The sequence below is a fragment of the Helicobacteraceae bacterium genome (assembly GCA_031258155.1).
Lineage (GTDB): Bacteria > Campylobacterota > Campylobacteria > Campylobacterales > SZUA-545 > JAIRNH01.
The window spans coordinates 1-26,940 of sequence record JAIRNH010000050.1 but is presented as its reverse complement, the minus strand read 5'-3'; the positions used below and the strand labels follow the sequence as shown (position 1 = coordinate 26,940).

General features: G+C 51.0%; 27 protein-coding genes. 16 read left to right on the top strand and 11 right to left on the bottom strand.

Features of this window, described 5'->3' with window-relative positions; translation table 11 throughout:
* Positions 1-168: 168 nt before the first annotated feature.
* The gene (locus LBF86_06555) at positions 169-2,214 is read right to left on the bottom strand and encodes a ribonuclease J (protein MDR0665165.1); all 2,046 of its coding nucleotides are present in this window, start codon (positions 2,212-2,214) and stop codon (positions 169-171) included.
* On the bottom strand, positions 2,207-2,950 hold the full coding sequence (gene rsmA / locus LBF86_06550; protein MDR0665164.1) for a 16S rRNA (adenine(1518)-N(6)/adenine(1519)-N(6))-dimethyltransferase RsmA: 744 nt from the start codon (positions 2,948-2,950) through the stop codon (positions 2,207-2,209). Before rsmA ends, LBF86_06555 begins: the two co-directional genes overlap by 8 nt.
* 191 nt (positions 2,951-3,141) lie before the next feature.
* Between rsmA and hisF the strand changes: the two genes are divergently transcribed.
* The 7 genes from hisF to LBF86_06515 all read left to right on the top strand — a co-directional run bounded on the left by hisF (position 3,142) and on the right by LBF86_06515 (position 7,905).
* The gene (hisF, locus tag LBF86_06545; GenBank protein MDR0665163.1) at positions 3,142-3,906 is read left to right on the top strand and encodes an imidazole glycerol phosphate synthase subunit HisF; all 765 of its coding nucleotides are present in this window, start codon (positions 3,142-3,144) and stop codon (positions 3,904-3,906) included.
* A complete protein-coding gene (locus LBF86_06540) occupies positions 3,903-4,445 on the top strand; it encodes a purine-nucleoside phosphorylase (protein ID MDR0665162.1) in 543 nt (180 codons plus the stop codon). Before hisF ends, LBF86_06540 begins: the two co-directional genes overlap by 4 nt.
* Positions 4,442-5,503 (top strand): 23S rRNA (adenine(2503)-C(2))-methyltransferase RlmN, encoded by a 1,062-nt coding sequence (gene rlmN / locus LBF86_06535; GenBank protein ID MDR0665161.1) that lies wholly within the window; start codon positions 4,442-4,444, stop codon positions 5,501-5,503. Before LBF86_06540 ends, rlmN begins: the two co-directional genes overlap by 4 nt.
* 122 nt (positions 5,504-5,625) lie before the next feature.
* Positions 5,626-6,480, top strand: a complete 855-nt coding sequence (galU, locus tag LBF86_06530) for a UTP--glucose-1-phosphate uridylyltransferase GalU (GenBank protein ID MDR0665160.1) — start codon at positions 5,626-5,628, stop codon at positions 6,478-6,480.
* A gap of 38 nt (positions 6,481-6,518) precedes the next feature.
* Positions 6,519-6,695 (top strand): hypothetical protein, encoded by a 177-nt coding sequence (locus tag LBF86_06525; protein ID MDR0665159.1) that lies wholly within the window; start codon positions 6,519-6,521, stop codon positions 6,693-6,695.
* 320 nt (positions 6,696-7,015) lie between these two features.
* Complete coding sequence (locus LBF86_06520; GenBank protein ID MDR0665158.1) at positions 7,016-7,384, top strand: TIGR04076 family protein; 369 nt, start codon at positions 7,016-7,018, stop codon at positions 7,382-7,384.
* 29 nt (positions 7,385-7,413) lie between these two features.
* Positions 7,414-7,905 carry a DUF2269 family protein gene (locus LBF86_06515; GenBank protein MDR0665157.1) on the top strand — a complete coding sequence of 164 codons (492 nt, stop codon included), beginning with the start codon at positions 7,414-7,416 and terminating at the stop codon, positions 7,903-7,905.
* 318 nt (positions 7,906-8,223) lie between these two features.
* On the opposite strand, the gene LBF86_06510 is transcribed toward LBF86_06515, so the two are convergent.
* The gene (locus tag LBF86_06510; protein ID MDR0665156.1) at positions 8,224-8,583 is read right to left on the bottom strand and encodes a Type 1 glutamine amidotransferase-like domain-containing protein; all 360 of its coding nucleotides are present in this window, start codon (positions 8,581-8,583) and stop codon (positions 8,224-8,226) included.
* 24 nt (positions 8,584-8,607) lie between these two features.
* On the opposite strand from LBF86_06510, the gene LBF86_06505 reads away from it, so the two are divergent.
* The gene (locus tag LBF86_06505; GenBank protein ID MDR0665155.1) at positions 8,608-8,781 is read left to right on the top strand and encodes a hypothetical protein; all 174 of its coding nucleotides are present in this window, start codon (positions 8,608-8,610) and stop codon (positions 8,779-8,781) included.
* A 147-nt stretch (positions 8,782-8,928) separates the two neighbouring features.
* Here LBF86_06505 and LBF86_06500 read toward each other — a convergent pair whose 3' ends face one another.
* From LBF86_06500 to LBF86_06480, 5 genes are read right to left on the bottom strand one after another with little or no spacing between them, the layout of a single operon-like run.
* Positions 8,929-10,821, bottom strand: a complete 1,893-nt coding sequence (locus tag LBF86_06500) for a heavy metal translocating P-type ATPase (protein ID MDR0665154.1) — start codon at positions 10,819-10,821, stop codon at positions 8,929-8,931.
* Complete coding sequence (locus tag LBF86_06495; protein MDR0665153.1) at positions 10,818-11,102, bottom strand: hypothetical protein; 285 nt, start codon at positions 11,100-11,102, stop codon at positions 10,818-10,820. Before LBF86_06495 ends, LBF86_06500 begins: the two co-directional genes overlap by 4 nt.
* The gene (locus LBF86_06490; GenBank protein MDR0665152.1) at positions 11,086-11,337 is read right to left on the bottom strand and encodes a hypothetical protein; all 252 of its coding nucleotides are present in this window, start codon (positions 11,335-11,337) and stop codon (positions 11,086-11,088) included. The genes LBF86_06495 and LBF86_06490 overlap by 17 nt, the downstream gene beginning before the upstream one ends.
* Positions 11,327-11,533 (bottom strand): hypothetical protein, encoded by a 207-nt coding sequence (locus LBF86_06485; GenBank protein ID MDR0665151.1) that lies wholly within the window; start codon positions 11,531-11,533, stop codon positions 11,327-11,329. Before LBF86_06485 ends, LBF86_06490 begins: the two co-directional genes overlap by 11 nt.
* Positions 11,533-11,826 (bottom strand): hypothetical protein, encoded by a 294-nt coding sequence (locus LBF86_06480; GenBank protein MDR0665150.1) that lies wholly within the window; start codon positions 11,824-11,826, stop codon positions 11,533-11,535. Before LBF86_06480 ends, LBF86_06485 begins: the two co-directional genes overlap by 1 nt.
* Positions 11,827-11,989: 163 nt before the next feature.
* On the opposite strand from LBF86_06480, the gene pyrC reads away from it, so the two are divergent.
* From pyrC to LBF86_06445, 7 genes are all read left to right on the top strand, one after another.
* On the top strand, positions 11,990-12,985 hold the full coding sequence (pyrC, locus tag LBF86_06475) for a dihydroorotase (GenBank protein MDR0665149.1): 996 nt from the start codon (positions 11,990-11,992) through the stop codon (positions 12,983-12,985).
* Positions 12,986-13,136: 151 nt separating this feature from the next.
* Positions 13,137-15,707 (top strand): preprotein translocase subunit SecA, encoded by a 2,571-nt coding sequence (gene secA, locus LBF86_06470; protein MDR0665148.1) that lies wholly within the window; start codon positions 13,137-13,139, stop codon positions 15,705-15,707.
* 6 nt (positions 15,708-15,713) lie between these two features.
* Positions 15,714-16,919: an ABC transporter permease gene (locus LBF86_06465; protein MDR0665147.1), complete on the top strand. Its 1,206-nt coding sequence runs from the start codon at positions 15,714-15,716 to the stop codon at positions 16,917-16,919.
* 118 nt (positions 16,920-17,037) lie between these two features.
* A complete protein-coding gene (locus LBF86_06460; GenBank protein MDR0665146.1) occupies positions 17,038-17,508 on the top strand; it encodes a hypothetical protein in 471 nt (156 codons plus the stop codon).
* Complete coding sequence (locus LBF86_06455; protein ID MDR0665145.1) at positions 17,505-18,404, top strand: M48 family metalloprotease; 900 nt, start codon at positions 17,505-17,507, stop codon at positions 18,402-18,404. The genes LBF86_06460 and LBF86_06455 overlap by 4 nt, the downstream gene beginning before the upstream one ends.
* Positions 18,401-20,593, top strand: coding sequence for an adenylate/guanylate cyclase domain-containing protein (locus tag LBF86_06450; GenBank protein ID MDR0665144.1), 2,193 nt, complete (start codon positions 18,401-18,403; stop codon positions 20,591-20,593). The genes LBF86_06455 and LBF86_06450 overlap by 4 nt, the downstream gene beginning before the upstream one ends.
* A 236-nt stretch (positions 20,594-20,829) precedes the next feature.
* Positions 20,830-22,914, top strand: coding sequence for a tetratricopeptide repeat protein (locus LBF86_06445; protein MDR0665143.1), 2,085 nt, complete (start codon positions 20,830-20,832; stop codon positions 22,912-22,914).
* A 75-nt stretch (positions 22,915-22,989) separates the two neighbouring features.
* Here the strand turns inward: LBF86_06445 and LBF86_06440 are convergent, their stop codons facing one another.
* On the bottom strand, positions 22,990-24,039 hold the full coding sequence (locus LBF86_06440; GenBank protein ID MDR0665142.1) for an AI-2E family transporter: 1,050 nt from the start codon (positions 24,037-24,039) through the stop codon (positions 22,990-22,992).
* A gap of 179 nt (positions 24,040-24,218) precedes the next feature.
* Here LBF86_06440 and LBF86_06435 point away from each other — a divergent pair, with 179 nt between their 5' ends.
* Positions 24,219-25,928 carry an STAS domain-containing protein gene (locus tag LBF86_06435; protein MDR0665141.1) on the top strand — a complete coding sequence of 570 codons (1,710 nt, stop codon included), beginning with the start codon at positions 24,219-24,221 and terminating at the stop codon, positions 25,926-25,928.
* Positions 25,929-26,228: 300 nt separating this feature from the next.
* On the opposite strand, the gene LBF86_06430 is transcribed toward LBF86_06435, so the two are convergent.
* Both LBF86_06430 and LBF86_06425 read right to left on the bottom strand, forming a co-directional pair.
* Positions 26,229-26,465, bottom strand: coding sequence for a hypothetical protein (locus tag LBF86_06430; protein ID MDR0665140.1), 237 nt, complete (start codon positions 26,463-26,465; stop codon positions 26,229-26,231).
* A 149-nt stretch (positions 26,466-26,614) separates the two neighbouring features.
* Positions 26,615-26,940, bottom strand: a 326-nt coding sequence (locus LBF86_06425; protein MDR0665139.1) for a hypothetical protein, incomplete at its 5' end; no start/stop codon positions are given.

The window sequence follows — 26,940 nt, the reverse complement described above, 5'->3', positions numbered from 1 at the left end:
CCGCCGATTGCGCCAAAGCCGACGCAAGAAGCCCCGCCCCGCCCTTCCAGCTTGCTTGCCGCGTTATGCCTGCTTCTGCGTTAGTTTAGGCGCTCGGCGCGGCTTTTGCGTCAAAAATAATCGAGGCGCGTTTTAAACGCTTCGCCGGTTGCGTTTTTATCGGCGCGACTATTGCACAAAGATGTTTGGCACAATAATCGGATACTTTTTCAGAGCGCGAAAAACCATTTTTTTGATCGCCTGACGAAGATTGTTCTCAATCAAGCGTGGATTGCTATACTCTTCGGGTTTTAACCCCGCGACAAAACTGTCTATTAACGTTTCGATCTCCTTATTAAACTTATGCTCGCGCTTTTGCGCCACCAGCCCGAAACTTGTTACTTTAGGGCGCGAGGCTAACTTATGTTCTTGCTTATCAAGTTGCGCTATAAGCATAATAATCCCTTCTTTGGCGAGGTTTTGTCGGTCAAATACCACCTCGCTCTCTACTTCGCGATTGCTCTGATTGTCTATAAAGGTTTTGCCGCTTCGCACGCTGCGCGTTTTACGCACGCCTCTATGCGAGATATCTATCTGCTCGCCGTCCTCCAGCACGCTGATATTGCGCTCTGATACGCCGCATGTTATCGCCGTTTCTTTATGCTTCAAAAGATGCTGATACTCGCCGTGGACGGGGATAAAATAGCGCGGCTTGACTAAACGGAGCATCATTTTCTGCTCCTCCTGCGCGGCGTGTCCGCTTACGTGAATTTCGCTGAACTCCTGATAGGCGATTGACGCGCCCGTTTTTGCGATCTGATTGACCACGGTTGATATGCTCGTTTCGTTGCCGGGAATTGCTTTCGCGCTGATTACGATCGTGTCGGAGGGCTTGATATGCACGTGGCGATGTTCGTTGACGCTCATTCTAAACAGCGCCGCCTGACTTTCGCCCTGACTGCCCGTAGTTATCACCAAAATCTCATTGTCGGGTAGCTTGGCTACCTCGTGCGCGTCGATAAAAACCCTCTGATCGATTTTCACGTATTCTAGCTCCATGGCGATATTAAGGTTTTTTTCCATCGATCGCCCAATCACCGCCACTTTGCGCCCATATTTTTTAGCGCTGTCGATCGCCTGGGCGATACGGTGCGAGTTGGAGCTAAAGGTGCTCATTATTACGCGCCCTTTCGCTTTGGAAAAAAGTTCGTCGAAGGTTTTGCCTACGATTGATTCGCTTTTCGTCATTCCCGCGTTGAAGCTGTTAGTGCTGTCGCTAAAGAGCGCTAAAACGCCGCGCTCGCCATAGTAAGCCAACCTGTGATAATCGGGCGGATAGCCGTCGATCGGGCTGTTGTCCAATTTAAAGTCTCCGGTGTGGATAATTGTTCCCGCCTCGGTCGTGATAGCCAGCGAACAAGCGTCGATTACCGAGTGGGTCATATGTATCCACTCCACCTCAAAATCGCCGATTTTGACGGGTTTGCGCTTCTCCACAAAGCGAAAATAGCTCTTGTGCGCGACTATCTTATGCTCGTCGAACTTACTGCCAATCATCGCGAGCGGCAACGGCGTGCCGTATAGCGGAACTTGCAGCTCTTTAAACAGATATGGCGCGGCGCCGATGTGATCTTCGTGCGCGTGCGTAATTACAATCCCTTTGATCTTATCTTTTATGGCGTGCAGGTAGCTAAAATCGGGCGTTAGAATATCCACGCCATGCATGTCCGGCGTTGGAAAACTCATGCCCGCATCTACTACGATCGCGCTATCCTCCGTCTCAAAAACGGCTATATTGCCGCCGATCTGATCTAGTCCGCCTAGCGAGACAAAACGCGCCGATTTATTGGGATCGCCGAACTTTGTATAGGAGTTAAGCCGTTCGTTTTGCCCTGCCCTATTGGCTTCAAGAGCGTCGCGCATTCGCCCAAACCACCCCTCGCCGTTTTCATCTACGCCGCCGGAGGTCGGATCGCTTGCCTTTGGCGCGCCGCTCATAAACTTGGGCGCTTTTCGGACAAACGCCGCGTTTTTGCCCTCCCCGCGATTTTCGACGTTTGCGCTTGCCTCGCCGACGCGATCGTTGATCGGCTCTCCCGCGCGTTTTGCGCGCCGTTCGGCGCCGTTCGGTTTGCGATTTTTCTCGGCGTATTTTCGCCATTTGACGCGCCGTTCTTTTGTCGCGTTCGCGTTTGGATCTTCGCCTGCGGGCGACGGATCGTTTTCGTTATTCATCTTTTAATCCTTTGTATAATCTTTTGAACTGTTCCAAACTTAGCTCGTGCGCTCTTGCGTTCGCGCCAATTCCAAGCTCCTCAAGCGTCGTTATCGGCGCGTTTAGAGCGTTTGCGAGCCGCTTTCGCGGCGTTTTAAACGCTCTTTTTAAGAAGCGGCTAAAACCCTCGTCGTAACGCTCCTCTGTTTTGACAATTTTTATAACCGCCGATTCCACCTTTGGGGCGGGGTTAAACGCCTCTTTAGGAACCTTAAATAACATTTCGGCGCTTCCGATCGATTGAACGAGAAGGCTCAACGAATTGGCGGCGCCTAGAGCGCAAAACTTTTGCGCCACTTCCAACTGCGTCATAACGACTATCGTTTTGCAGAGCGGATCGCGCAAAGCCTTTAAGATGATTTCCGTCGCCACATAGTACGGCAGATTGGCTACAATTGCGTATGGTTCGTTTGCCAAACCATTTTTCCACGCCTCCAGCGCGTCCGCGCAGTAAAGCGTCAATCTGCCTTGCGCAACCGCCGACGCGAACCGTTTTCTCAAAACGCCTACCAAATTGGCGTCGATCTCAATCGCCGTCAGCGCTCTTTTAGCTAAAATCGCTTCGGTTAAATCACCCAAGCCAGGTCCGATCTCAACTATCCGCGTCGGATAATCGGGCGTCGCTTCAATGATTTTTTGGACTATCAAACGATCGGTCAAAAAATTCTGACCGAAGCGTTTTTTGGCTTTAAACACGGCTTAGTTTAGCTAAGCTTCGCTTAATAAGGAGATAAGCCGCTAAGCGTATAATCATGTTCGAATTACGGCTACCCAAAAGGCGAGGTTGTGGAAACGGTATTTTTGAAATCGATCGCGTTTGGCAAAAATTCCGCGTCGTTTTTTCTTGCGCGTTTATACGCGCTTGGACGCTTTGCGAGGCGGGACTTATGGGCGTAAATCCTCTTGCGAAACGCGTTATTCCATGTTTGGATATTAAAGACGGCAGAGTAGTGAAGGGCGTAAATTTCATAGGATTGTCAGACGCGGGCGATCCGATCGAGGTTGCGCGCCGCTATAACGACGAGGGCGCGGACGAGCTATGCTTTTTAGACATCACGGCAAGCCACGAGGCGCGAGGGCTGATCGTCGAGGTGTTGCGCGAGGTAGCTAAAGAGGTATTTATCCCGCTTACGGTCGGCGGCGGCATTAACGCGCTCGAAGATATTTACGCGCTACTTAACGTCGGCTGCGACAAGGCGAGCCTCAATTCCGGCGCGGTGAAAAATCCGCGTTTTATTGACGAGGCGGCGAAGCGTTTTGGCTCTTCGACGATCGTCGCGGCGATCGACGCGAAGAAAATAGGCGATCGCTATAACGTTTTTATTCATGGCGGGCGGATCGATACCGAACTAGACGCGATCGAGTGGGCAAAAGAGGTTTGCGATCGCGGGGCGGGCGAGATTTTGCTTACTAGCATGGATACCGACGGCGTTAAAAACGGCTACGATCTTGAGATCACGAGGGCGGTTTGCGAGGCGGTTTCGATCCCAGTGATCGCAAGCGGCGGCGCGGGTGAAATGGCGCATATTAAAGGCGCGTTCGATGCTGGAGCGGACGCGGCGCTTGCCGCTTCGATCTTTCACTATCAAGAGATCGCGATAGGCGATCTGAAGCGATATTTATATCAAAACGACGTGGAGGTAAGAGTATGATTGTGTGCGCGGGAAAGAGCGAAAGGTTTGATTTTGCTATGCCGATCGGGGTGGGGCTGATCAACGCGGCGATCAACCTAACGCAACTGTGTCTAATGCAAAGACCGAAATATCTGCTTTTTATTGGCACGGCGGGCAGTTACGAAGATTATGATTTCTTGGATATTGTAACCTCGCAAGGCGGCGCGAATATCGAGCTTAGTTTATTGCAACGCCAAAGCTACACGCCAATCGATAACGTGCTTTTAAGCGTCGGCGATCTGGTCGCTCACGAAACGATTGTGAATTCTAGCAACTATATTACCACCGATGACAAGCTCGCGAAGCAGATGAAAGAACGGGGTATCGGGCTAGAAAATATGGAGTTTTTTTCTGTTATCTCCGTTGCGCAGGAGTTTGGAATAAGCGCGGGCGGCGTTTTTTGCGTAACCAACCGCGCTTGTAGCGACGCCCATGTTCAGTATAACGCGCGCCATAAAGAGGCGCTCGATAAGCTGGATAGTTACGCCAAGAAAGAGCTTCTGCCTAGTTTAAAATGAAGGAGTTTTTTTATGATTATTCCATTGACGAATTAAGCGCTATCGTTAGCCCCTCGTATCGCGCGAAACAGATTTTTCAATGGATTTACCAGCGTTACGCGCGCGATTTCAACGATATTTCTACGCTACCCAAAAGTTTGCGCGCCGAACTTGCCGATCGTTTTGCGCTTGACGAGGTTTCGATCGCCGCCAAGCAGTCTGCCGCCGACGGTAGCAAAAAGTATCTTTTTCGTTTGACGGACGCTCATACGATCGAGGCGGTTTTGTTGTTGATGCGAGACGCGCAATTTGACGAGGACGACAACCTTACGCGCCAAGCGCAATATACGATCTGCATATCAACGCAAGTTGGCTGTAAGATTGGCTGCGCGTTTTGTATGACCGCTAAGGGCGGGTTTGTCCGCAATTTGAGCGCGGGCGAGATTGTCGCGCAGGTTTTGCTGATCAAGCGCGATCGCCAAATGCCGCCCGAAAAGGGATTAAATATTGTTTTTATGGGTATGGGTGAGCCGCTGGATAATCTTGATAACGTCGCCAAAGCTATCGCGATCTTTGCGCAAGAATGCGGGTTGAATATATCGCCGCGCAGACAGACGCTTTCCACAAGCGGTATTTCGCCGAAGATCGCCGCGCTTGGCAAGATGAAGCTCGGCGTTCTGCTCGCCATATCGCTCCACGCGGTCGATAACGAGACGCGCCAAAAACTTATGCCAATCAACAAGGCGTATAATATTGAATCCATCATTGCGGCGGTAAAAGGTTTTCCGATTGATTTGCGAAAGCGAGTTATGTTTGAGTATCTGATGATAAAAGGCGTTAATGATTCCATCGAGTGCGCCAAAAAGTTGCTTAAACTTTTGAGCGGGCTGCGCGCCAAAGTTAATTTAATCGCATTTAATCCGCACGAAGCGGCGGTTTTTGAGCGCCCCGATCAGGAAACCGTCGAACGCTTTCAACGTTTTCTGTTAGATCGCGGCTTGCTGTGCGTGGTTAGAAAGTCGCGCGGGATAGATATAGACGCGGCTTGCGGGCAGCTAAGAGAACGTGTGTCAAAATGATACTCTCTCTTATTTGCCAAGATTCTATGATATGTTTCACATGAAACATTTAGCGCTTGCCTAATTGGAGCAAACGTAGCTTTACAGAATGTTTCATGTGAAACACAATAAAGGAGTAAAGAGTGATCGGCAAATGCCTATTTCCAGCGGCGGGCTACGGCACGCGATTTTTGCCCGCGACAAAAGTAATGCCCAAAGAGATGTTGCCCATCTGCACAAAACCGCTAATCCAATACGGCGTGGAAGAGGCGATGGAGGCGGGCATTCACACCATGGCGATCGTAACGGGACGCGGCAAACGAACGCTAGAGGATCACTTCGATATTAGCTACGAACTAGAACACCAGATTCGCGGCACCGCAAAAGAGAAACATCTTGCCGACATACGCGACATTATCGACAACTGCCGTTTTATATACACTCGTCAGCGCGAGATGAAAGGTCTAGGACACGCGGTATTAACAGGGCGACACCTGATAGGCGACGAGCCGTTTGCCGTTGTGCTTGCCGACGATCTGTGCATAAGCGAGGGCGAGGGCGTATTGAAACAGATGACGCGGTTATATAAACAAGAGCGTTGCGTTATCATCGCCATTACAGAGGTATCGCGTAGCGAAACAAGCGCCTATGGGATCGTATCGGGCGAATGGATCGGCGAGGGACTGCTTCGCGTGCGCGAGATGGTTGAAAAACCAGCGCCAGAAAAAGCGCCGTCCAATCTTGCCGTGATCGGACGCTATATTTTAACGCCGCGCGTTTTTGAAATTTTACAAGATCAGCCGGCGGGAGCGAGCGGAGAGATACAGCTAACCGACGCGATCAACTCGATTGCGAAAGAGAGTAAAGTGTTGGCTTATCGCTTCAAAGGGACGCGTTACGACTGCGGCGGTTTGGACGGCTTCGTCGCCGCCACAAACGCGATCTATGAACAAACCAAAGGGTCTTGTTTGGCAAATCATAAAAACAGATTGGTATAGACAGAAATGGTAAAACATATGGTCATATCAGTCGGCAAATGCAACAAGATATATTTTTTCATTCTGATAAATCGCCAAATGTTGACTTTAAAGAAAAGCAATATTTTGAAGTATCCTTTGAAACAGAACAAGATATTGTTCGAGGAAATACGGTTGCCGTAAATATCAAAATATTATCAGATTCCATTCAAAAAAAATACTCGAAAGAGAAATAATAGCGCAACATATAGTCTGTTTAAAATAATTTCAAAAAAGAAACAACGACACACAATAGGACAATGTGCGCTTCGCCGCCAGTAAGCGAGTTGTGGTTTGAGCGGCTATAGTTTTGCTTTGCTCGTTTCCGCGCCGCACAACGGCGGATTTTATCGGTCGTTGGGCGCTTTCGCGTTCAGGCTGGCAAAATGTCGCGCGCGATCGAAACGGTTATGCGAAACGCCGGTCAAACTTTATTCAAAACATCATGAAAAAATTGACAATTGCGCAAAGAATAGTAAAATGCGCGAGAAATAACTATTTCGGAGGAACGATTCGGTTGAACAAGTGCAGAATTACGGTTTTGAAAAGACATTTTGATGAAGAGCTCGCGGAAGAATACGGCGCCAAAGGCATAGGCAAGTGTCCAATGCTGAAAGAAGGGCAGGTTTTTTATGCGGATTACGCAAAACCGGAAGGATTTTGCGACGAGGCGTGGAAAGCGATTTATCAATATGTTTTTGCGTTGGCGCATGGAAGCGGCGTTTTCTATTATAATGATTGGATTGAGAAACCCGGCGTGGCGATATGTAGTTGTAACGACGGATTACGACCCGTCATTTTTAAGATTGAAAAAACCGATGAAAAATCAAGTATAGACTATACGCCAAATAAGGAGCGGTATAAAATTATTGAAAATAAAGAATAAACGGTTTGATTATATAAGAGGAAGATTTTGTGAAAAAACTTTCAAACACAGGATATAAGATCGTCAAATCAATTCATATTTTATCATCGTCTGTTTGGATTGGCGCCAGTTTGGTAGGAACGTTTTTATTAACGGTCGTTTTAGACAAAAATAATTTAAGAGAAATACTATCGGCAATTCATTATATCGACCTGTTAATAATTATTCCGGCAAATTGCGTTACGCTTATTACCGGTATAATGTTTTCCAAGTTTACCGAATGGGGATTTTTTAAACATAGATGGATTATATTAAAATACGTTATAAATATAGTTCCAATATTATTTGGAGGCGTTTTGTTTGCCCCGTCAATAATAAAGATGTTGTCTATTGTGGATAAATTCGCGGAAGCGGCGGCGTTGGATTCTGATTTTATAATGGCAAAAAATATATTTACTGGATCATTTGTCGTTATGCTTCTAATGTTAGCGGGCGCCGTTTTATTGACAAACTTTAAACCAAAACTGATAAAGAATAAATAAAGAAGCTACGCGCGTTTATACGCGATATTTTGTAGCGGTTTTTGTGTAGCGCGATCGGATTTCTATATCGGGATACGCCGAGGTATATGCGCGTTTTTTAATTCGACATAGCGTTTAATTCGGCTCTATTGGCAAACGGCGAAGGCGATTGTCGGCGCGTTAGCGCAAAAAGAGCGCGGTGGGTACGCGAACCGCTATCGGCGCGCCAAATCGAGCCGCTTGAATGGATAAAACGAATTAGGTTGAACGAGCTAAAGACCGCCTCGTCCGCTGGCGACGAAGCATATAGAGACCCGTTTTGCGCGGCAAAGCGCGCCGTTATTTTTTGCTTTTGCTTTTTATTTCGAGCGTTTCCGCTTGAGCGTCTTCTACAATAATAGCCTGCTTATTATGTATCGGGCGCAAATCAAGTTTTTTTGAATATTCCGCAATTATTTTCTCGGCGGATTTCTTAAACGGAAAATTTGAGCAATGCGGAACAATATAAAAGTCGATAATCCCAAGAGCCGAAAAATCATTGTCTAAATCTGGGGCGGCGGCGGGGCTATCCATATACTTAATATATTCTATGTTTTTTGAAACAATTATCGAACCAGCCGACGTCGATATATAAATTTTTCCTTTTTTTATGTGTTCAATAATAAGTTTATCGGCGCCGGAATGTTTTAGCTCTTGCAATAAGAAGGTCGCATAAAACGTATTATGCAATATAATTTTGCCATTATCAATCTTTTTCGCAAATATCTTAACCAAATCAATTTTAGCAAACGCCGAGTAACCTTTTGGCTGTTTGTAGCGTTCGAGGCGGTAAAGCGTTTGGACGATCGGCGCTTGTCTAGCGTTTGCGCCACTTGGGGCGCTAGACTTGCCGAATAGCCTAGCTTCCGATAAACGGGGCGAAGGCGATTGTCGGCGCGTTAGCGCAAAAAGGGCGCGGTGGGTACGCGAACCGCTATCGGCGCGCCAAATCGAGCCGCTTGAATGGATAAAACGAATTAGGTTGAACGAGCTAAAGACCGCGACCTACCGGCGGCGAAGGGAGCGCGGTTTTGTTTTTGAACGGACTAGATTCGTTCGGTTTTTTGGCGCGGTAGGCGACTTAAAGCCCTTGAGCGCCGAAAGAGCAAGCGTAACAATTGTGGAGCCGTTATGTAAAAAGCCTGTTGTAGTCGGCGCTAACGCTCCAAACGCGGCAAGAAGAAGTATAAGCGTATTTACCGCGATCATAGAGCGCGATCCCGTATTAACGCGCGAAATCGTCTGATCCGCGATCGATTTAGCCTCCGCGAGCAGATATATATCGTCTTTGAGTAGCGTAATATCCGCGCTGACTTTAGCGATGTCCGCGCCCTTTTGCATCGCTATGCCCACGTCGGCGGCTAACAGCGCGGGAGCGTCGTTGATTCCGTCGCCCACAAAGGCGCATATATCGCCGCTCGCGCGCAACTCTTTGGCGATCGCGGCTTTTTCGTCGGGTTGCAGCTCGTAGCGGCAATCGTCGAAACCTAGCTCTTTGGCGAGCGCCAGCGCCTTGGCTTTGGAGTCGCCCGTAAGCATTACGCACTTTGTTACGCCTAGCTTTCTTAACGCTAAAAGCGCCTCTTTGCTCTCTTTTCTCAGCTCGTCTTTAAGCCAAACCACGCCTAGCAACGCCCCGTCAAAACCGATATATAACGGCGTGAGATTGGATTTTTGCCCCCTTGCGTCGCGCTCCTTGAACGAGGAAAAATCGATCTGTTCGTCCTCCTCAAGATAGTGCCTAGAGCCGATCGCCACCTTTTTGCCCTCCACAAACGCGAAAACGCCGTGCGCCGCGATAAACTCGACGGCGGTGTGCTGAAAGTGCCGAATGCTGCGATCTTTTCTAGCCGCCTCGACAATCGCCTGCGCGATCGGGTGAAAATAATGCTCCTCGATCGACGCGGCGAGCGCGAGTATCCGCTCTTTGCTCCACGACTCGTTTAGCGACAAAATCTCCACGACCTCTAACTCGCCGTTTGTGATCGTGCCTGTCTTGTCAAATATAAAGGTCGTCGCGCTCGCTAATTTCTCAAGCGCCTCGGCGGATTTGGTAAGCAGCCCCGCTTTGCCCGCGCGATACATCGCCGCTTTGAACGCAACGGGGACGGTTAGGCGCAAAGCGCACGAGTAGTCGGTTTGCAACAGCGCCTCGACGCGGTTAATATCGCGCGTAAGCAGATAGGTCGCGCCCGTTAGTCCAAGCGAAAAAGGGATAAGCCGATCGGCGAGCCTGTTGGCGCGATATTGCGACTGCGAGCGCGAGCGTAGCGAATCGGCGACGACGCGGGCTATTCTCGCCGTCGCGCGGGCGCTTCCGACGGCTTCGGCGTATATCTCCACGCGCCCCTCCTCCACGATCGAACCGCTTAACACCCGCGATCCGCGCTCTTTTTTTACGGCGAGCGACTCGCCCGTCATAGCCGCCTCGTTTATCGCCGCCGTTCCGCTCAAAACTACCCCGTCCGCCTCGATCGTATCGCCCGCGTAGGCTACGACAATATCGCCGATTCGCGCGTCGTCGGCGTTTATTCTGATCTCCTCGCCGCCGCGTTTAACCCAGACAAGCCCGCTCGAAGGGGCGCTAAGCGACAGCAGCAGATCGTCGCTGCGGCGCACGATCGCGTTCTCTACCGCCTGCGAGATCGCTATAAGCAGATTGGTCGTATTCGCCGAAACGTAGTTGCCGCGCAAGAGCGAGATAACAATCGCCGCCGCCTCCATAGTTTCGCCCGAAATCCCCTCTTTCGGGATCGCCTTTACGCCGCGCTTGATCGCTCCAAACGAAGCCGCTAACGTTACCGCGAATTTAAGCGGTTTTGGCAAAAAGGGGGTAAGGATAAGCGAGAGGGCGGCGCGTTTAATCGCGCCTTTGCCCTCGCTCGCGATAAGGCTCATTTATCCTCTTTGGCTAACTCCGCCTCGACTTCGGCTTTCATGTCGTCGAAACGATCCTTTATTTCGCCGAAAGCCTGCGCGCTCGCCGCGCCAAAGCGAAGCGCCGCCTTAAACAGCGTCTCCTGCGCGGCTTTATTCGTCAAAAGATAGGTCGCCAAGCCGCCGATTATCGCGCCCTTTATAAACTGCTCCTTGGACGATCCGCCAAAGATCGCTTTGGTTATGTCCGATAAAAAAGCGGAGGCGGTATTCGTCTCGTTCTTGTCATTCTCGTTTTCCATCTATATCCTCCATTTTATTTAACGCCGCGACAGCCGCGCCGCCAAGCGCCGCGATCGCGATCGCTCTTAGCGGTCTTTTCGCGCTAAACTCCTCCAGCGCCCCCGCGGCGCAAAGAACGGCGATCGCGCCCTGAGCCGCGTATATGGCTTTGGGAGCGACGCCCTTTTTGCGAGCGCGGATCGACAGAAGCGCGTGCGTAAGCGCCGCGCCCGCTAAAACGCCGCTATTTTTCACCGCTCGTTCTCTTTTTGGCGTTCTTATTTACGCGCTCTTTGGCGCACTCGTCGATCGCGCAGACGTATTCGCGCGCGTAGTCGATCTTCTCTTTGAACTTGCGGCGACCTCTATTGATCGCCCGTTTGAAACCGACGCTGTTCGCCGCGCCAATCACGACGGCGGCGGCAGCCGCGCCTAAAACAAACTGAAACATTATAAACTCCTTGCCTGCTCTAACAGCGGTTCGTAATCGCCTTTAGACAACGCCTCGAAAAGCGCGGGCGACAACTCGTTTTGATCGTAGGTAATCACCGCCGACGCGCTAAACGGATTGACGTTTACGCCGACAATGCCTTTGATAGACTTCAAATACCCGTCGATCGAGCTTTCCAAAGCCCACGACGGCGCTTTGCCGCTTAGTTTCAGCCGCGCGCGTCCGGGAATGTGATGCGCGACGCTAAGACGCGGCAGTATCTCTTTTAATCGCTCGATCTCGATTACGCTCATCCATCCTCCGTTATCAAAATCATCTAACGCCCGAAGTATAGCCGCTTAAAGATTAGTCGGCTGTTAAACCGCGAGTTTAACAGATGATAATCATTGCTTAAATCAAAAATAAGCCGCCCGTTAGCCCGATAAGCGCTAAACTTATCAAACTAAAAGGAAACAAATGCAAGAGATCGAGCTTGTCTCGCCGTTTGATTCGCACCTGCACCTTAGAGACGGCGATCTGCTGAAAATCGTCGCGCCGATCAGCGCGCGCGTCTTTTCCGGCGCCGTCGTAATGCCTAACCTTACGCCGCCGATCGTTACGATCGGTATGGCAAACGCCTATAAAGAGCGAATTTTAAAGGCGCGAGGCGAAGCGCAATTCGAGCCGATCGTAGCGCTCTATCTAACCGACGCGCTTAAAACCGAAGAGGTAAAAAACGCCAAGATAGTTAAGCTATACCCTATCGGCGTTACAACCGGTTCGGAAAGCGGGATAACGGATATAGACGCTTTTGACGCGCTTTTTGGGACTATGCAAGATTACGGGGTTATTTTGAGCGCGCACGGAGAAACAAACGGGGCGGTTTTAGAACGCGAAGCCGAATTTGCTCCCTTTTATAAACGTCTAGCCGTCAAATATCCGCGTCTTAAAATCGTTATGGAGCATATTAGCTCGATCGCTCTGGTCGATCTGCTGGATAGATATGAAAATCTATACGCCACAATCACGCTTCATCACCTGTTATACACGCTTGACGATCTGCTTGGCGGCGGGCTTAAAGCGCATCTGTTTTGCAAACCGATCGTCAAAACAGCCGCCGATCGCGCCGCTTTGCGCGATCTGGCGTTTTCGGCGCATCCAAAGGTATCGTTCGGATCGGACAGCGCGCCGCACCTAAGAGCCGCTAAAGAGCGAGAGGGCGCGGCGGGGATTTTTTCCGCGCCCGTTTTGGCGCCCGCGCTTGTCGAGCTGTTTGAGGAGCGCTCGGCGCTCGGCGCTTTGCAGGCGTTTATAAGCGATAACGCGCAAAACATTTACGGCGTTAAACTTCCGCGAAAAACCGTAACGCTAATCAAACAACCGTCGATCGTTCCAGCCGAAATAGGCGGCGTAGTTCCTATGCGCGCGGGCGAGACGATCGGCTGGTCGATCGCGCGGATAAACGACAAATAGCGTCTCTCGCTTTTTAAGCGTTTCGCCAAAACTCGCGCGATAGCGTTCGGCGCGCAACTTCGCGCGGCAAAAAACGAAAACGATAACCGTCGGCGCTTAACTGCCGCTATGCTAAGATCGCCGCTTTATCCGTTATAAGGCAAGTCTTACGATGATCAAAGCGATTTTTACCAAAATCTTAGGCACGCGCAACGATAAAGAGCTAAAGCGCTACCGCAAGCGGCTTGCGGCGATTAATGCGCTAGAGGCAAAATACGCCGAGCTTAGCGACGACGATCTCAAAGCGGCGTTTAACGAGTTGCGCGAAAAGGTAAAAAACGGCGAAACGCTAGACGACGCGCTAAACGATAGTTTCGCCATAACGCGCGAAGCCTCTAAGCGAGTTTTGAATATGCGCCATTTCGACGTGCAGATTATCGGCGGCATAGCTCTGCATGAAGGACGAATAGCGGAGATGAAAACGGGCGAGGGCAAAACGCTTGTCGCCACGCTTCCCATAGTTCTAAACGCTTTAAGCGAGGAGGGCGCGCACGTAATAACCGTAAACGACTATCTAGCTAAACGCGACGGCGCGGATATGGGGGTTTTGTATAACTTTTTAGGTTTTAGCGTCGGCGTTTTGACGAGCGATCTGCCGCTTGGCGAGGAGCGCGCGGAGGCGTATAGGGCGGATATTACCTACGGCACGAACAACGAGTTTGGCTTTGACTATCTGCGCGATAATATGAAATACGCCCTGTCGGAGATGACGCAACGCAAGCATAACTACGCGATCGTGGACGAGGTAGATAGCATACTTATCGACGAGGCGCGAACGCCGCTTATTATTTCCGGTCCCACAAACCGCAAGATGTCGCACTACGTTCAGGCGGACGACGCGGCAAAAAAACTGATCAAAGACGAAGACTTTACGATCGACGAGAAAAACCGCGTCGTTATGATTACCGATAGCGGCGTGGAAAAAGCGCAACAACTCTTCGGCGTGGAGAACCTTTACGATCTGGAACACGCGGCGCTGGCGCACCATCTCGATCAGGCGTTAAAAGCGCGTTATCTGTTTGAAAAAGACGTGCATTACGTCGTCAAAGAGGGCGAGATCGTTATCGTGGACGAATTTACGGGGCGGCTTTCGACGGGGCGGCGCTACTCGGAAGGGCTGCATCAGGCGCTAGAAGCCAAAGAGGGCGTGACGATCAAAGAGGAGAGCCAAACGCTCGCGGATATAACTTTCCAAAACTACTTTAGACTCTATAAAAAACTTGCGGGCATGACGGGAACGGCGCAAACCGAAGCGAGCGAGTTTAGTCAGATTTATTCGCTGGAGGTTATATCGATCCCGACCAACGTTCCCGTGATCCGCAAGGACTACAACGATCTAATTTACCGCACCGAAGTCGAGAAAAACGAGGCGGTAATCGAGCAGATTAAAACGCTCTATAAAAAAGGGCAACCGGTTTTGGTCGGCACGATCAGCATCGAAAAAAGCGAGGCGCTCTCCAAACGGCTAAGCGCCGCGAAAATTCCGCACAACGTGCTAAACGCCAAACAGCACGAAAAAGAGGCGCAGATAATAGCGCAAGCCGGTCAAAAATCGATGGTTACGATCGCCACCAATATGGCGGGGCGCGGCGTGGATATAAAACTCGACGACGAGACTAGAAAACTCGGCGGTTTGTTTATTATCGGCACGGAACGGCACGAATCGCGCCGCATAGACAATCAGCTTCGCGGGCGATCGGGCAGGCAGGGCGATACCGGAGAGAGCCGTTTTTATCTCTCGCTCGAGGATAATCTGCTACGCATTTTCGGCTCCGATCGCATAAAAAACATTATGACCCGTTTGGGCGTAAAACACGGCGAATATATCGAGTCCGGCATGGTTACCCGCGCCGTGGAGAAGGCGCAAAAACGGGTGGAATCTATGCACTTCGAGGCGCGAAAACACCTGTTGGAATACGACGACGTGGCAAACGCGCAACGAAAGCTAATCTACGCCTTTCGCCGCGAGCTTATGACGAGCGATCTGGACGTCGGACAGAAGATTATCGAAAACCTGCGCTTCTATCTCGACGGGCTGTTTAGCGAATGCGGCGTCGCGGAAGGTTTGGCGCCCGAAGAGTTTTTGACGGAAAAATTGATCAAAACGTTGCGCGAGGATTTGAAGATCGAGATCGAAGGCGTAAAAGATCAAACAAACGCGCTCGCGCTTCGCAAGCTGATCGAGGAGGGCGCGATCGCTCAATACGAGCAAAAAGTATCCGTCCTCGCGCCCGAACAGCGAAGCGAAATCGAACGCATCTTGTATCTGCAAAGTCTGGACGAGATGTGGCGCGAACACCTCTATCAGATGGACGTGCTGAAAACGGGTATCGGCTTAAGAGGTTACAACCAAAAAGACCCGCTTGTCGAGTATAAAAAAGAGAGTTATCAGCTATTCAACGAGCTGACGGCGAACCTTAAAATCGCGATTATCAAAACGTTGTTTGGGATAAGATTTAGAACCCGCGACGAGCAAGAGGCGATCAACCGAATGCGCGAACAGATGGAAAAAGCCGCCAAAGAGGAGAGCCTGACCTATAGCGGCGCAAACGTCCGCCCCCAAGTTAAAATCGAGAAAAAGATACCCCGCAACGCGCCATGCCCTTGCGGTAGCGGCAAAAAGTATAAAAACTGCTGCGGGCAATCCGGTCCGAAACGCGGCGCTTTCGCTCCGAGCAACTAAAAAGCTATGCCAAAAAAAGGCTTAACGGGTTTTATCGTTAGGCGTTACCTTCGCTTCGATCCCGCCCAACCGTTTATATCGATCGCGGCGATTTTGGCGTTTTTGGGCGTGGCGACCGGCGTTATGGTGCTGATCGTGGCGATGGCGATCATGAACGGCGTTACGAAAGAGTTCCGCGAAAAGCTGTTTGTGATGAACTACCCGATCACGTTGGTTCCGCGCTTTGGCGAAACGATCGACGAAGAGACGGTAAATCGTCTGCGCGCCGAGTTTCCCGATTTACGATTCAGCCCGTATCTAAGATCGATCGCGATGAGCCGCAAAGGAGATATGATGGAGGGGCATATAGTTTTCGGCGTTGATTTCGAGGCGGAGAGCAAGGTCAACCCCGTCTTTGCCCGCGCGCTGACCAAAGAAAACTACGCCCCCTACGAAGCGATAGCGGGCAAAACGCTGTCGGACGAGTTCGCCTTAAGCGAAAACGAAAAACTGCTGCTAATCTTTACCCGCGTTCGACCGGCGGGGCTTGCGTTAACGCCCGCGATGAAACGCTTTTCCGTAACCGGAACGTTCGAGTCGGGACTACGCGCTTACGATAAAACCTACTTTTACGCGCGATACGATGATCTGCGCCAAATATTGGGCGCGGAGGAAGGCAAATATCACGGCGTTCATATCGACGCCAAAGAGCCGACGATCGCGATCGAAGAGATCAAAAAAGCGGCTGGCGCCAAAGCGAGCGCTATAGGATGGTGGGAGCAAAACGCTAACTTTTTCGGCGCGCTGGAGCTGGAAAAACGCGCGTTATTTTTGGTTTTGATGCTGATCGTGCTTGTCGCGGCGCTTAATATCGTCTCCTCTTTGCTTATGACCACGATTAACCGTAGAAAAGAGATCGCCCTGCTAACCTCGCTAGGAGCCTCCTCGCGCGAGATCGGCAAGATCTTTTTCGCGTTAGGCGCCACGATCGGTCTCGCCGGTATCGCGGCTGGCTCGGCGCTTGGCGGCGCGGCTCTATGGGCGCTGGATCGCTTCGACATCGTTTCGTTGCCGGCGGACGTTTACGGCACAAGCAAACTGCCGCTCGATCTCTCTTCGCTTGATTTCTCGCTTATTATCGCCGGCGCGTTTGTAATCGTGCTGCTCAGTTCGTGGTATCCCGCGAAAAAAGCGGCGCAAACCGACGCTTTGGACGTTTTGCGCAACGAGTAGCGCTCGCGATCCCCTTCGCGCCGTTATCGCGGCGCGCTTCGCCGGCGGTTGATCGAATCGTCTTTTAATGCCTTTTAAAGTAACATAACCTTAAATAAACGCAAGGCAAGGAAACCGAATGAAACGGTTAGCGATCTGCTTGGCGCTAAGCGGCGTTATGCTATACGCCGCGCCCGCCGCCAAAAGCAAAACGATGTATGTCGCCGTAAAAAGCGCGGAGCTTAGAGCCTCCGCGTCGTTCTTCGCGAGCAAAAAAAGCGCTCTCTCTTACGGCGACGCCGTTACCGTCGCGAAAGAGGACGGTCGCTGGACGCTGGTAAAACCGGTTTCAAACGCCGCGCTAAGCGGCTGGATTTCGTCGGCAAATTTAACCTCGAAACGCGTCGTCTCCTCTAGCGCGACGGCGGCGAGCGCTCAAGAACTCGCGCTGGCGGGCAAAGGGTTTAACAAAGAGGTTGAAAACGCCTATAAACAAGAGGGCGAAGTCGGTTATAAGGAGGTGGACGAGGTGGAGTCTCTATCCGTTTCTGGCGATCGGCTGCTCAAGTTTTTAAGCGAGGGACGTTTGGCAAAAGGAGATAAACGATGAGAGCGTTTAGCTTAGCCGCGACGTTGATCTTTGCCTCTTTTTTGCTCGCCGCTTGCGCCGTAGTCGGCAAAGTGGCTGAAATCAGCTCCAACTTCGTCGAAGACCCAAAAACCGCCGCCGCCCTAAAGCAATCGGGCGAATCGATCGGCAAAGCCGCCAAAGAGATCTCCCCCGAAGAGGAGTATTACATAGGCAGAGCCGTAGGCGCGTCGATCCTAGCTAGATACAAGCTCTACAAAGGCGCTCCAAAACTGACGGCGTATCTCAACGAGATCGTAAACGCTATCGCGATCAACTCTAAAAACCCTGAAATATACAACGGCTATCACGCGGCAATCTTGGACAGCCCCGAAATAAACGCCTTCGCTACGTCCGGAGGTCATATCTTGATCGCGCGCGGACTTTTGGAAAGCGCCAAATCCGAAGACGAGCTGGCGGCGGTTATCGCTCACGAGATCGCGCATATTCAGCTTCGCCATAGCCTTAACGCGATCAAAACTAGCCGCTGGACGCAGGCGGCTACGACTACGGGCGTTTCAACTTTAAGCGCCGTAGGCGACGGCAAAGATTTGGGCAAACTCTCGGACGCTTTCGGCGACATAGTGGGCGACGTAGTCTCCGTTTTGGTTAACAGCGGCTACTCAAAATCGCAAGAGTTTGACGCGGACGCCAAAGCGCTTTCGCTACTATCGGACGCGGGCTACGATCCTTTCGCTCTGGTCGCAATGCTTGAGGAACTACAAAAAAACCAAGCCTCGCGCGCCGGCGGATTTAACAAAACTCACCCATCTCCGACGGATCGGATCAAAAGCGTAAAGAAACATTTAAGCAAATACGCCGCCGCGACTACTAAAAGCGCGAGAGTTTCGCGCTACAACGCCGCTATGAAAAAGTGATAAAATCGATTAAAAGCCGCGCCAAACTTGCCGCCGCTCTATCGATTGCGGCGGTAAGTTTCGCCGTTTGCGTTTTAGCTACGGCTACGGGCGTTTTTGATTTCTTGGAGTATAAAACCTACGATCTTAGAGCTAATCTGTTCGCCTCGTCGTTCAAGCCTTCCGACGACATAATAGTAGCGTTGCTCGATCAAGCCAGCATAGATTGGGCTAACAAAGAGCGCGGCTGGTCGTGGCCTTGGCCTCGAAAAGCCTACGCGCAGATCGTCGATTATATGAACGTTGGCGGCGCCAAAGCGATCGCCTTCGACGTGCTGTTTTCCGAGCCGTCGGCATACGGCAAAGAGGACGACGCGGCGTTTGCCGCCTCTAGCGAGAGGTTCGGCGGGGTTGTTCAGGCGGTTTTTTTCGGCGGCGGGACGTTAGGCGAGCCTCTGCTGGGCGAGTTTAGCGTCGTCGAGCGCGTTAGCGCCGATCGATTGGCGTTTTCGGCGCAGTTACCAATCGAAACGCTTCGTAGCGCGGCGCGGGCGGTGGGAAGCGTAACGGGCAAACCGGATTCGGACGGCGTGTTTCGCAGGTATAAGCTATTCGAGCCTTTAGACGGCGAGGCGCTCCCAAGTCTCGGCGCGGCGATCTTGATCGCGGCGGGATTTGAGGAGAAAACGGTCGTCTCCGACGGACGTTTTATCAAATGGGGCGATTACGAAATACCCATAGACGAAAACGCGAAGGCTTTGCTACGCTTCAAAGGGGATTTAAGCCGCTACGTTCCTTATAGCGCCGCCGATATTTTACAGAGCTTAGAGGCTTACTCCAAAGGCGAAGAGCCGCTGTTGCCGCCTGAAGATTTTGAGGGCAAATATATCGCGTTCGGATTCTACGCGCCCGGGCTTTACGACATTTTCGCCTCTCCAATCTCGTCGGTCTATCCGGGCGCTGGCATGCATATCACTATGCTAGACAATATGCTTTCGGGCGATTTTATCGCCGAATTTCCGCTATGGGCGAATATCCTGATCTGTTTTTTATCAATCGGATCGATCGCGTTTTTAACGCTTTACGCGAACCGCGTCTATTTGAGCGTAGCGGCGCTGTTTGCCGTCGAGTCGGCGCTCGTCGGATTAAGCGCTCTTTTCTACGTTAAAGGCTTTTGGATGATTGTCGTCGCGCCGACGGCGGGGACGTTCGCGGCTTTCGTAGCGGCGGCGCTTTGCAAATACGCCGCCGAACGCGGACAAAAACGCTTTATCAAATCCGCCTTCGGGCAGTATCTAAGCCCCGTAGTGATCGACGCGCTTTTAACCGATCCGTCCAAACTAAAACTAGGCGGCGAAGAGCGCGAAATGACGGCGATATTTACCGATATTCGCGGTTTTTCCACCGTATCCGAAGCGCTTGAAAGCCCTTCAAAACTAGTAGAACTGCTCAACTACTACTTAACCGTTATGAGCGACATAATTTTAGATTATCAAGGCGCGATCGATAAATACGAGGGCGACGCGATCATCGGCTTTTTCGGCGCGCCGATCTATACGCCCAATCACGCCGCTTTAGCCTGCAAAGCGGCGATAGCGATGAAAAAAGCGGAGTTGAGCGTTAACCGCGAGGCGATCAAAAACGGCTTAATCACGCAAAAAGCGATCGACGCTCTGATCAAAAAATACGCCGCGCCGATCCAAACGCCCGTATATACGCGAATAGGCGTTAATAGCGGCGATATGGTGGTGGGCAATATGGGAACGCAAAAAAAGATGAACTATACGATTATGGGAAACGCCGTCAATCTAGCCGCGCGTCTGGAGGGAGCCAATAAACGCTACGACACGGGCGGCATATTGATCGGCGAGCGAACCAAAGAGCTTGCCGGCGACGAGTTTATCTATAGGCGTTTAAGCAAAATAAGAGCGGTTGGCGTTCAAACGCCCCTGCGTTTATACGAGCTAATCGATCTTAAGCAAAACGCTTCGCCTTTATTGAAAGAGACGATCGCGCAATGGAATATAGCCTTTGATCGCTACGAAAACCGCGAGTTTGCCAAGGCTTTCGAGATTTTTAGCGCCATATACGGCGAAAATAATCGAGATTTAACGGCTAAACGCTACGCCGATATTTGCGACGCCTACGCCCAAAAAGCGCCTTCGGCGGAGGAGTGGGACGACGGAATCGATAATCTCAGCGAGAAATAGCGCTTTACGCGGCGCAAAACGCCCGATCGGAGCCGATGCGCCTCGCGCAAGCGCCAACGCAAAAGAAAGCTCTAAAGCCGCAAAAACGCGGCGTTTGAGCGATAAAGCGGTTTTAAGCGTTTATGGCGGGCAAAACTTCGCGAACGGAGCGGGCGTTTTGACGCCCGCTATACAACCAAGCGCTAACAAACCTTTTGTAGGCTAAAATAGCGTAATTTTAGTTCAAAGGACGAATAATGCGTTATAGTTTAGTTTGCGCGCTCGTTATCTCCTCTATATGCGTTGCCGAAGAGCCTATTTCGCATCAAGAGGAGATCGAGCGATACACCGAGCAGATTAAATCAAACCAAACGGCGGCGGCGCCTTTTATGGATCGAGCCTTTGTTTATCTCCAATTGGGCGAGAGCAAAAAAGCGATCGTCGATTTCACCTTTGCCATCTTAAACGATAAAAACGCGCGCGTAGCTTATAGCGGGCGGGCGATCGCCTACTCTATGGACGGCAAACACCAAGAGGCGATCAAGGACTTTACCTCGGCGATCGGCTTTGGCAAAGATATAACGCCGTCGTATATTCGCCGCGCCAACGAATACGCGATACTTAAAGACTACCCCAAAGCGATCGCCGATTATACGGAGGCGATAAAGCGCGATCCGAAAAACTATCAAGCGCGCCTTTTAAGAGGGGACGCGTATATGAACGTCGGCGCGACGCGCGAAGCGATCGCCGATTATACGGAAACGCTCAGGCAAAAAAGAGACCTCGCCGAAGCCTATTTTAAACGCGCCGTCGCGCACGGCAGGCTCGCCAATACGAGCGAGGCGCTATCCGATTATACGAACGGCTCCAAATACGACGCGAGCGCCAAGATTTTAACCCATCTACTGCGCGCGAACGTTTCGCTCAAAACAAACGATTACGCCAAAGCCATAGACGATTACAACCAAGCCTACGCGATAGAACCGAACAATTCGTTGGTTCTGTTTTTGCGCGCGAGCGCCTATCAACGGCAGGGCAATACCCAAGAGGCGTTTGACGACTATTCCAGAGCGATCGAAGCGGATCCCTTCCATTCTGCGGCTTACCGCTCCAGAGGAGTTATGCGCTCCGATCGCGGCGAACGGGAGAGGGCGATCGAGGACTTTAGCCAAGCGATCAAATTCGACTCCAAGCTAACGAACGTCTATCTTTTGCGCGCAAAAGAATACGCCGCCGCGAACGACAAGCAGAAGGCTTTCGCCGATTACTCTTTGGCGATCGGCGCCGATCCAAACGCGGCGGCGGCGTATGCGGGGCGCGGTCAGATACACGCGGCAAATAGAAATTTTAGCGGAGCGATAGCCGATTTCACGCGGGCGATCGCTCTTAACCCCAGAGATTACGTCTCCTGTTACGAGCGCGGCAGCGCATATCTCAAAAGCGGCAATCAAATAAAGGCGATCGCCGATTTCACGCGGGCAATTCGACTAAACTCCAACTTTGTTCCCGCGTTTGCCGATCGCGGCGCGGCGTATCTGAAAAACGGGGAAGCTAGAAACGCTATAGCGGACTTTACCATCGCGCTTAGATTTGACGAGACGCTTACGGAGGCTTACGGAGGGCGCGGTTTTGCCTATAACCGCGTCGGCGACTATAAAAACGCCGTCGAGGATTTCACAAAAGCCATACAAAAAGAGCCGCGACGGGCGGATTTTTATTACGGACACGGAGCGGCGAATAACGGTCTGAAAAGATACAAAATAGCGATCGCCGATTTCAATCAGGCGATCAAGCTCAATCCCAAATACGCGGAGGCTTTCAGCGCCAGAGGCGTTTCCAACGGAGAGCTGGGCGATTACGGCAAGGCGTTCTCCGATTTTGCGCAGGCTATCAAGATAAATCCCTCGCTTGCCGAAACCTACGGCGCGCGCGGCGCGATATATCTTAAACAAAACAAACGCTCCGCCGCGCTCGCCGATTTCAATCAGGCGATCAAGCTCAATCCCAAATACGCGGAGGCATACGCGAGCAGGGCGGAATTGCAGCTAAACTCCAACTTGGCAAGGGCGATCGCGGATCTATCGCAAGCCGTTAAGTTAGACCCGAATAATCATCAACTATACATGAAACGCGCCGCGGCTTACAATAAACAACGCGCCTACGAGAAAGCGATCGACGATCTAAACAAAGCGTCCGCGTTAGACAAAAATAACGCGGCTATATATATCGAACTCGGAAAAACAAACCTGCTTATAAAACATAGGCGCGACGCGGAAAGAGACGCGAAGATCGCGTGCGAACTTGGCGAATGCGGTTTGCTTAGGCAACTTGAAAAACGCTGACGGCGCGACGCCTTTGTTCGCTTTTTAAAAATGGGGGCGAAAGGCGTCGTTTTGATTTTAAGCGAACGCGCGGCGTTAGCGATCCGATAACTCTAACGACGAGTTTTCTTTGATCGATCGATGCAGTTTCAGCAGCGATATAAAAAAGGTTGTGATCGCGGGACCCAATATCATTCCCCAAAAACCAAATGTCGCCAGCCCCGCCACGATCGAAAAAAAGATCAGTAGCTCGTTAAAATAAACCGGCGTTTTGACTAATTGACGATTAACGTATTTAATGATGATCGGTTTAATAAAAATATCGACCGCTCCGATAATAATAAACGAGTAAAACGCGATAATAAGCGCGGATACGGCGTTGCCGTTGGCAAGCTCGATTAGAGCCAAAGGTAGCCAGATAAGCGCCCCGCCCACAATCGGGACAAGCGAGCCGAAGCCGTATAAAACGCCGAATAACAGCGGATCGTAGCCATACGCCGCGGCTATGAATGAAAACAAAACGCCTTCTAAGATCGCCGTTAATACGATTGAATACAAGGTTACGCTCATCACGTTGGCGACCTCGAAAAATATATCGTTCGCCTCTTTTTTGTTCATTGGCAGCACGCCTTGAAAATACGCCGCCAACCTTTTGCCGTAATAGGAGGCAAAGAAAAAGAATATAACGATCAGCGCCATATCTTTCAGAAATCCGGCGCTTTTTTCTCCTATGGTTCTAACGTAGAAAACGATTGTCGCCGATATTTCAGATTTGTTTAGATTGTCTATATACGCTTTTATATCCGGTTTTAAAAAATCTAACGATTCGGGTAGCGAAGCGTCGATCGTAGAGAGATATGAAACGATCTTTTCCACAGGGTTTGAATCAAAGCTAATCATATTGCTCGCGGCGGTTATAACGTATCCTATCGGCGCGAATATAACAAGCGCCAACGCCAACGTGGTCAGAATAGAAGAGATAAGCGCGTATTTTACAAATCTCTGTATAAAAAAGTTCACGTTGGACATAGCTATGGCAAGCAGCGACGCTATAGCCATATCCGCCAAAAACGGCAGATATAATTTATACATCAGATAGAGCGTGATTAACAGTAGGCAAAGCAGAAATAGTCGATTGCCGTTCATATAGCGTCCTTGAGTTCTACAACGCGATTATAACGCCGTAAGGCTGGACGTTTTCGCGTCCGCCGCGAAACAAAATTAAGCCAAACTTAAACGGCGTTTTCGCGATCTCGCGTCGCGCCTAATAATAAACTAAGCTATTTTAAGTATCGTTTCACGCCAAGAACTACCGCGAGGTTTTTATGACGATTGTCGGCGCGTTAAAAAAGATTCACAACCTATACGGAGCGCAAATCGCGCACTCTTTGCACGGCTACTCGCCCAAAAGTTTCGTCTCCGACGCGATTTCGGGATTAAGCGTGGCGGTGATCGCGACGCCGCTTGCTATGGCGATCGCGATCGCGAGCGGACTGCCGCCAGAAAAAGGGCTCTTTACCGCCGTGGTGGCGGGTTTTTTCATCTCCGCTTTCGGCGGCAGCAAGTTTCAAATCGGCGGTCCCACAGCCGCCTTCGCCGTTACCGTGGCGACCGTGTATTCGCAGTTTGGCTTCGACGGACTGGCGATCGCCACGATTATGGCGGGCGTTATTTTGATCGTTTTGGGTTTTTGCAAAGCGGGGATTTTGATCAGATTTATTCCATACCCCGTAATCACGGGCTTTACCAGCGGCATAACGATACTGCTTATTTTCTCGCAGATTAAGGACTTTTTCGGGCTGACGATCGAAGGCGAGCTGCCGGCGGATTTTTTGCACCGCCTTATCGCCTACGTCGAACATTTTGACACGATCAACTTAGCCGCGCTTGCCGTCGCGCTCGCATCGATAGCGATTATCGTCCTATGCAAACGCTTTGTTCCGCGCATTCCCGGTCCAGTGGTGGTCGTGGGCGCGATGGGTTTGCTCTCCATCGTTTTCTCGCCGCCAATCGAGACGATCCAAAGTCGTTTTGGCTCTATTCCAAATATGTTGCCTATGCCGAGCTTTCCCGAAATCACCTTCGCTAAACTCCGCGAGCTTTTTCCCAGCGCGCTGACGATCGCGCTTTTAGCGGGCATAGAGTCGCTGCTTAGCGCGGTGGTGGCGGACGGTTTGGCGGGAACGCGCCACAACTCCAACGCGGAGCTGATAGGGCAGGGGACGGCAAACGTCGCCAGCGCGCTTTTTGGCGGGATATGCGCCACAGGCGCGCTCGCTCGCACCGCCGCGAATATCCAAAACGGCGCGAAAACGCCGATTTCGGGGATGCTACACGCGGCGTGGCTGTTGCTGATTATGTTTTTCCTCGCGCCGTTTATCGCGCATGTGCCGTTAGCGGCGCTCTCCGGCATATTGGTCGTGATCGCGTGGAATATGAGCGAGTTTAAGCGCATAAAGTCAATTCTTAAAGCGCCAAAGAGCGACGCGGCGGTGCTGTTTATGACGCTGACGCTAACGACGCTAGTCGATCTAAACATAGCGATCTTGGCGGGCATATCGATGGCTTCGCTGGTCTTTATTCAAAAGATGATGGAAGGCACGCAGATCAAGTCGTTCAAGGACGCGCTTGGCGACGAGGAGAGCGATCCCGACGCGATTAGCAAAAAGATCGTGCCAAACGACACGGAGGTTTACGAACTGTTTGGTCCGCTGTTTTTTGGCGTGGCGGAGCGGCTGCGCGATACGCTTAGGATATTTTCCAAACCGCCAAAGGTCTTTATCTTGCGAATGCGTTTTGTGCCGATGGCGGACGCGGCGGGCTTAAACGCGCTTGAGGAGCTGCACAATGGCGCCGCTAAGCAGGGGACGACGCTGGTTCTAAGCGGCGTAAATCACAAAGTCTATCAAAACATTCGGCGGGCGGGTCTGCATAAACTGATAGGCGAGGTTAATATCTGCGATCATATCGATCGCGCTCTAGCTAGAGCGGGGGCGATTGTGGCTTTGAGCGAGCAAAATAGCGCGCCGATATAATACCGGAAAAATACGGGCGATTTTTATGGTAAGCAAAACAAACGACGGCGTTGTAAAACGTTTTAAATTGTCTTAGACGACCTATCTCGCGCTTGTTATTCGCTTTGCGTTTATAGCCGCGATCTTGTTTGCGATCTTTGGCGTTTTAGCGACGTTTTACCATCGCGTCGCGATGGATAAACAAAACGCCAAAACCGATTCCGTCAAACGCGATAGATATAACTTTCTGGGCGCCGCCGGGGGCATTACGTTTCATATGCTCGTTTTATGTATAAGTCTCTATTTTTAAGAAGCGTACGCCTATACGCCGACGACGATGGCGTTTGGTTGTATATGAGCGTTTTCCCATGGCAAAAAGGAGTGTGCGGCGTAAAATGGCGAGACCTTGATTGCGCCGTTTATTTTACGGGACTCATAAGTTGGGCGTTTAAAACCTACAATATCAGAATCAACCACCGCTTCACCAAAGATAACGAAATAGCCTTGTCTAGCGTTTTTAATGGTCATAGGGCGGTTGAGCATATCAATGAGACGCATCGGATGTTTATCGATTTGCGGCGCGAAGAATCCAAAGACGATTAACGCGGATCGCCTCGTCGTCAAAAACCGCTTTGAGCAAGTTTGTTACAAGCCACCAAACGCTTAACGGCGGCTTATAGCTTTTTGCGTTTGTTCCGCGCGTTCTTTCACAAACCTCCTTTAACGCTATCGATAGCGTTCCGTAAACTTGTCGGCGCGCCGTCGGGCGTTTTAGCGCCTATAAAACCGGTTACGGACTGAAACTCTTTGCGGCGATTAGAGCTTCGAGAAGCTCTGGGTCGCGATCGTTGCGAGCGCGCGAGTTGAAATGTTGGCGTAGAGATTGGCTGGGCGATCGCCGCGCGTCGCTCGCCTTGCGAGGCAACCGCAAATAGCGGGGGGGGGGGGGGGGGGGCCAAACAGGGATTTTTTAGCCGTCGAATTTTACCGAAAAATAAACTCCCCCCGTGTAATCGCTTATCGCGAGAATAAT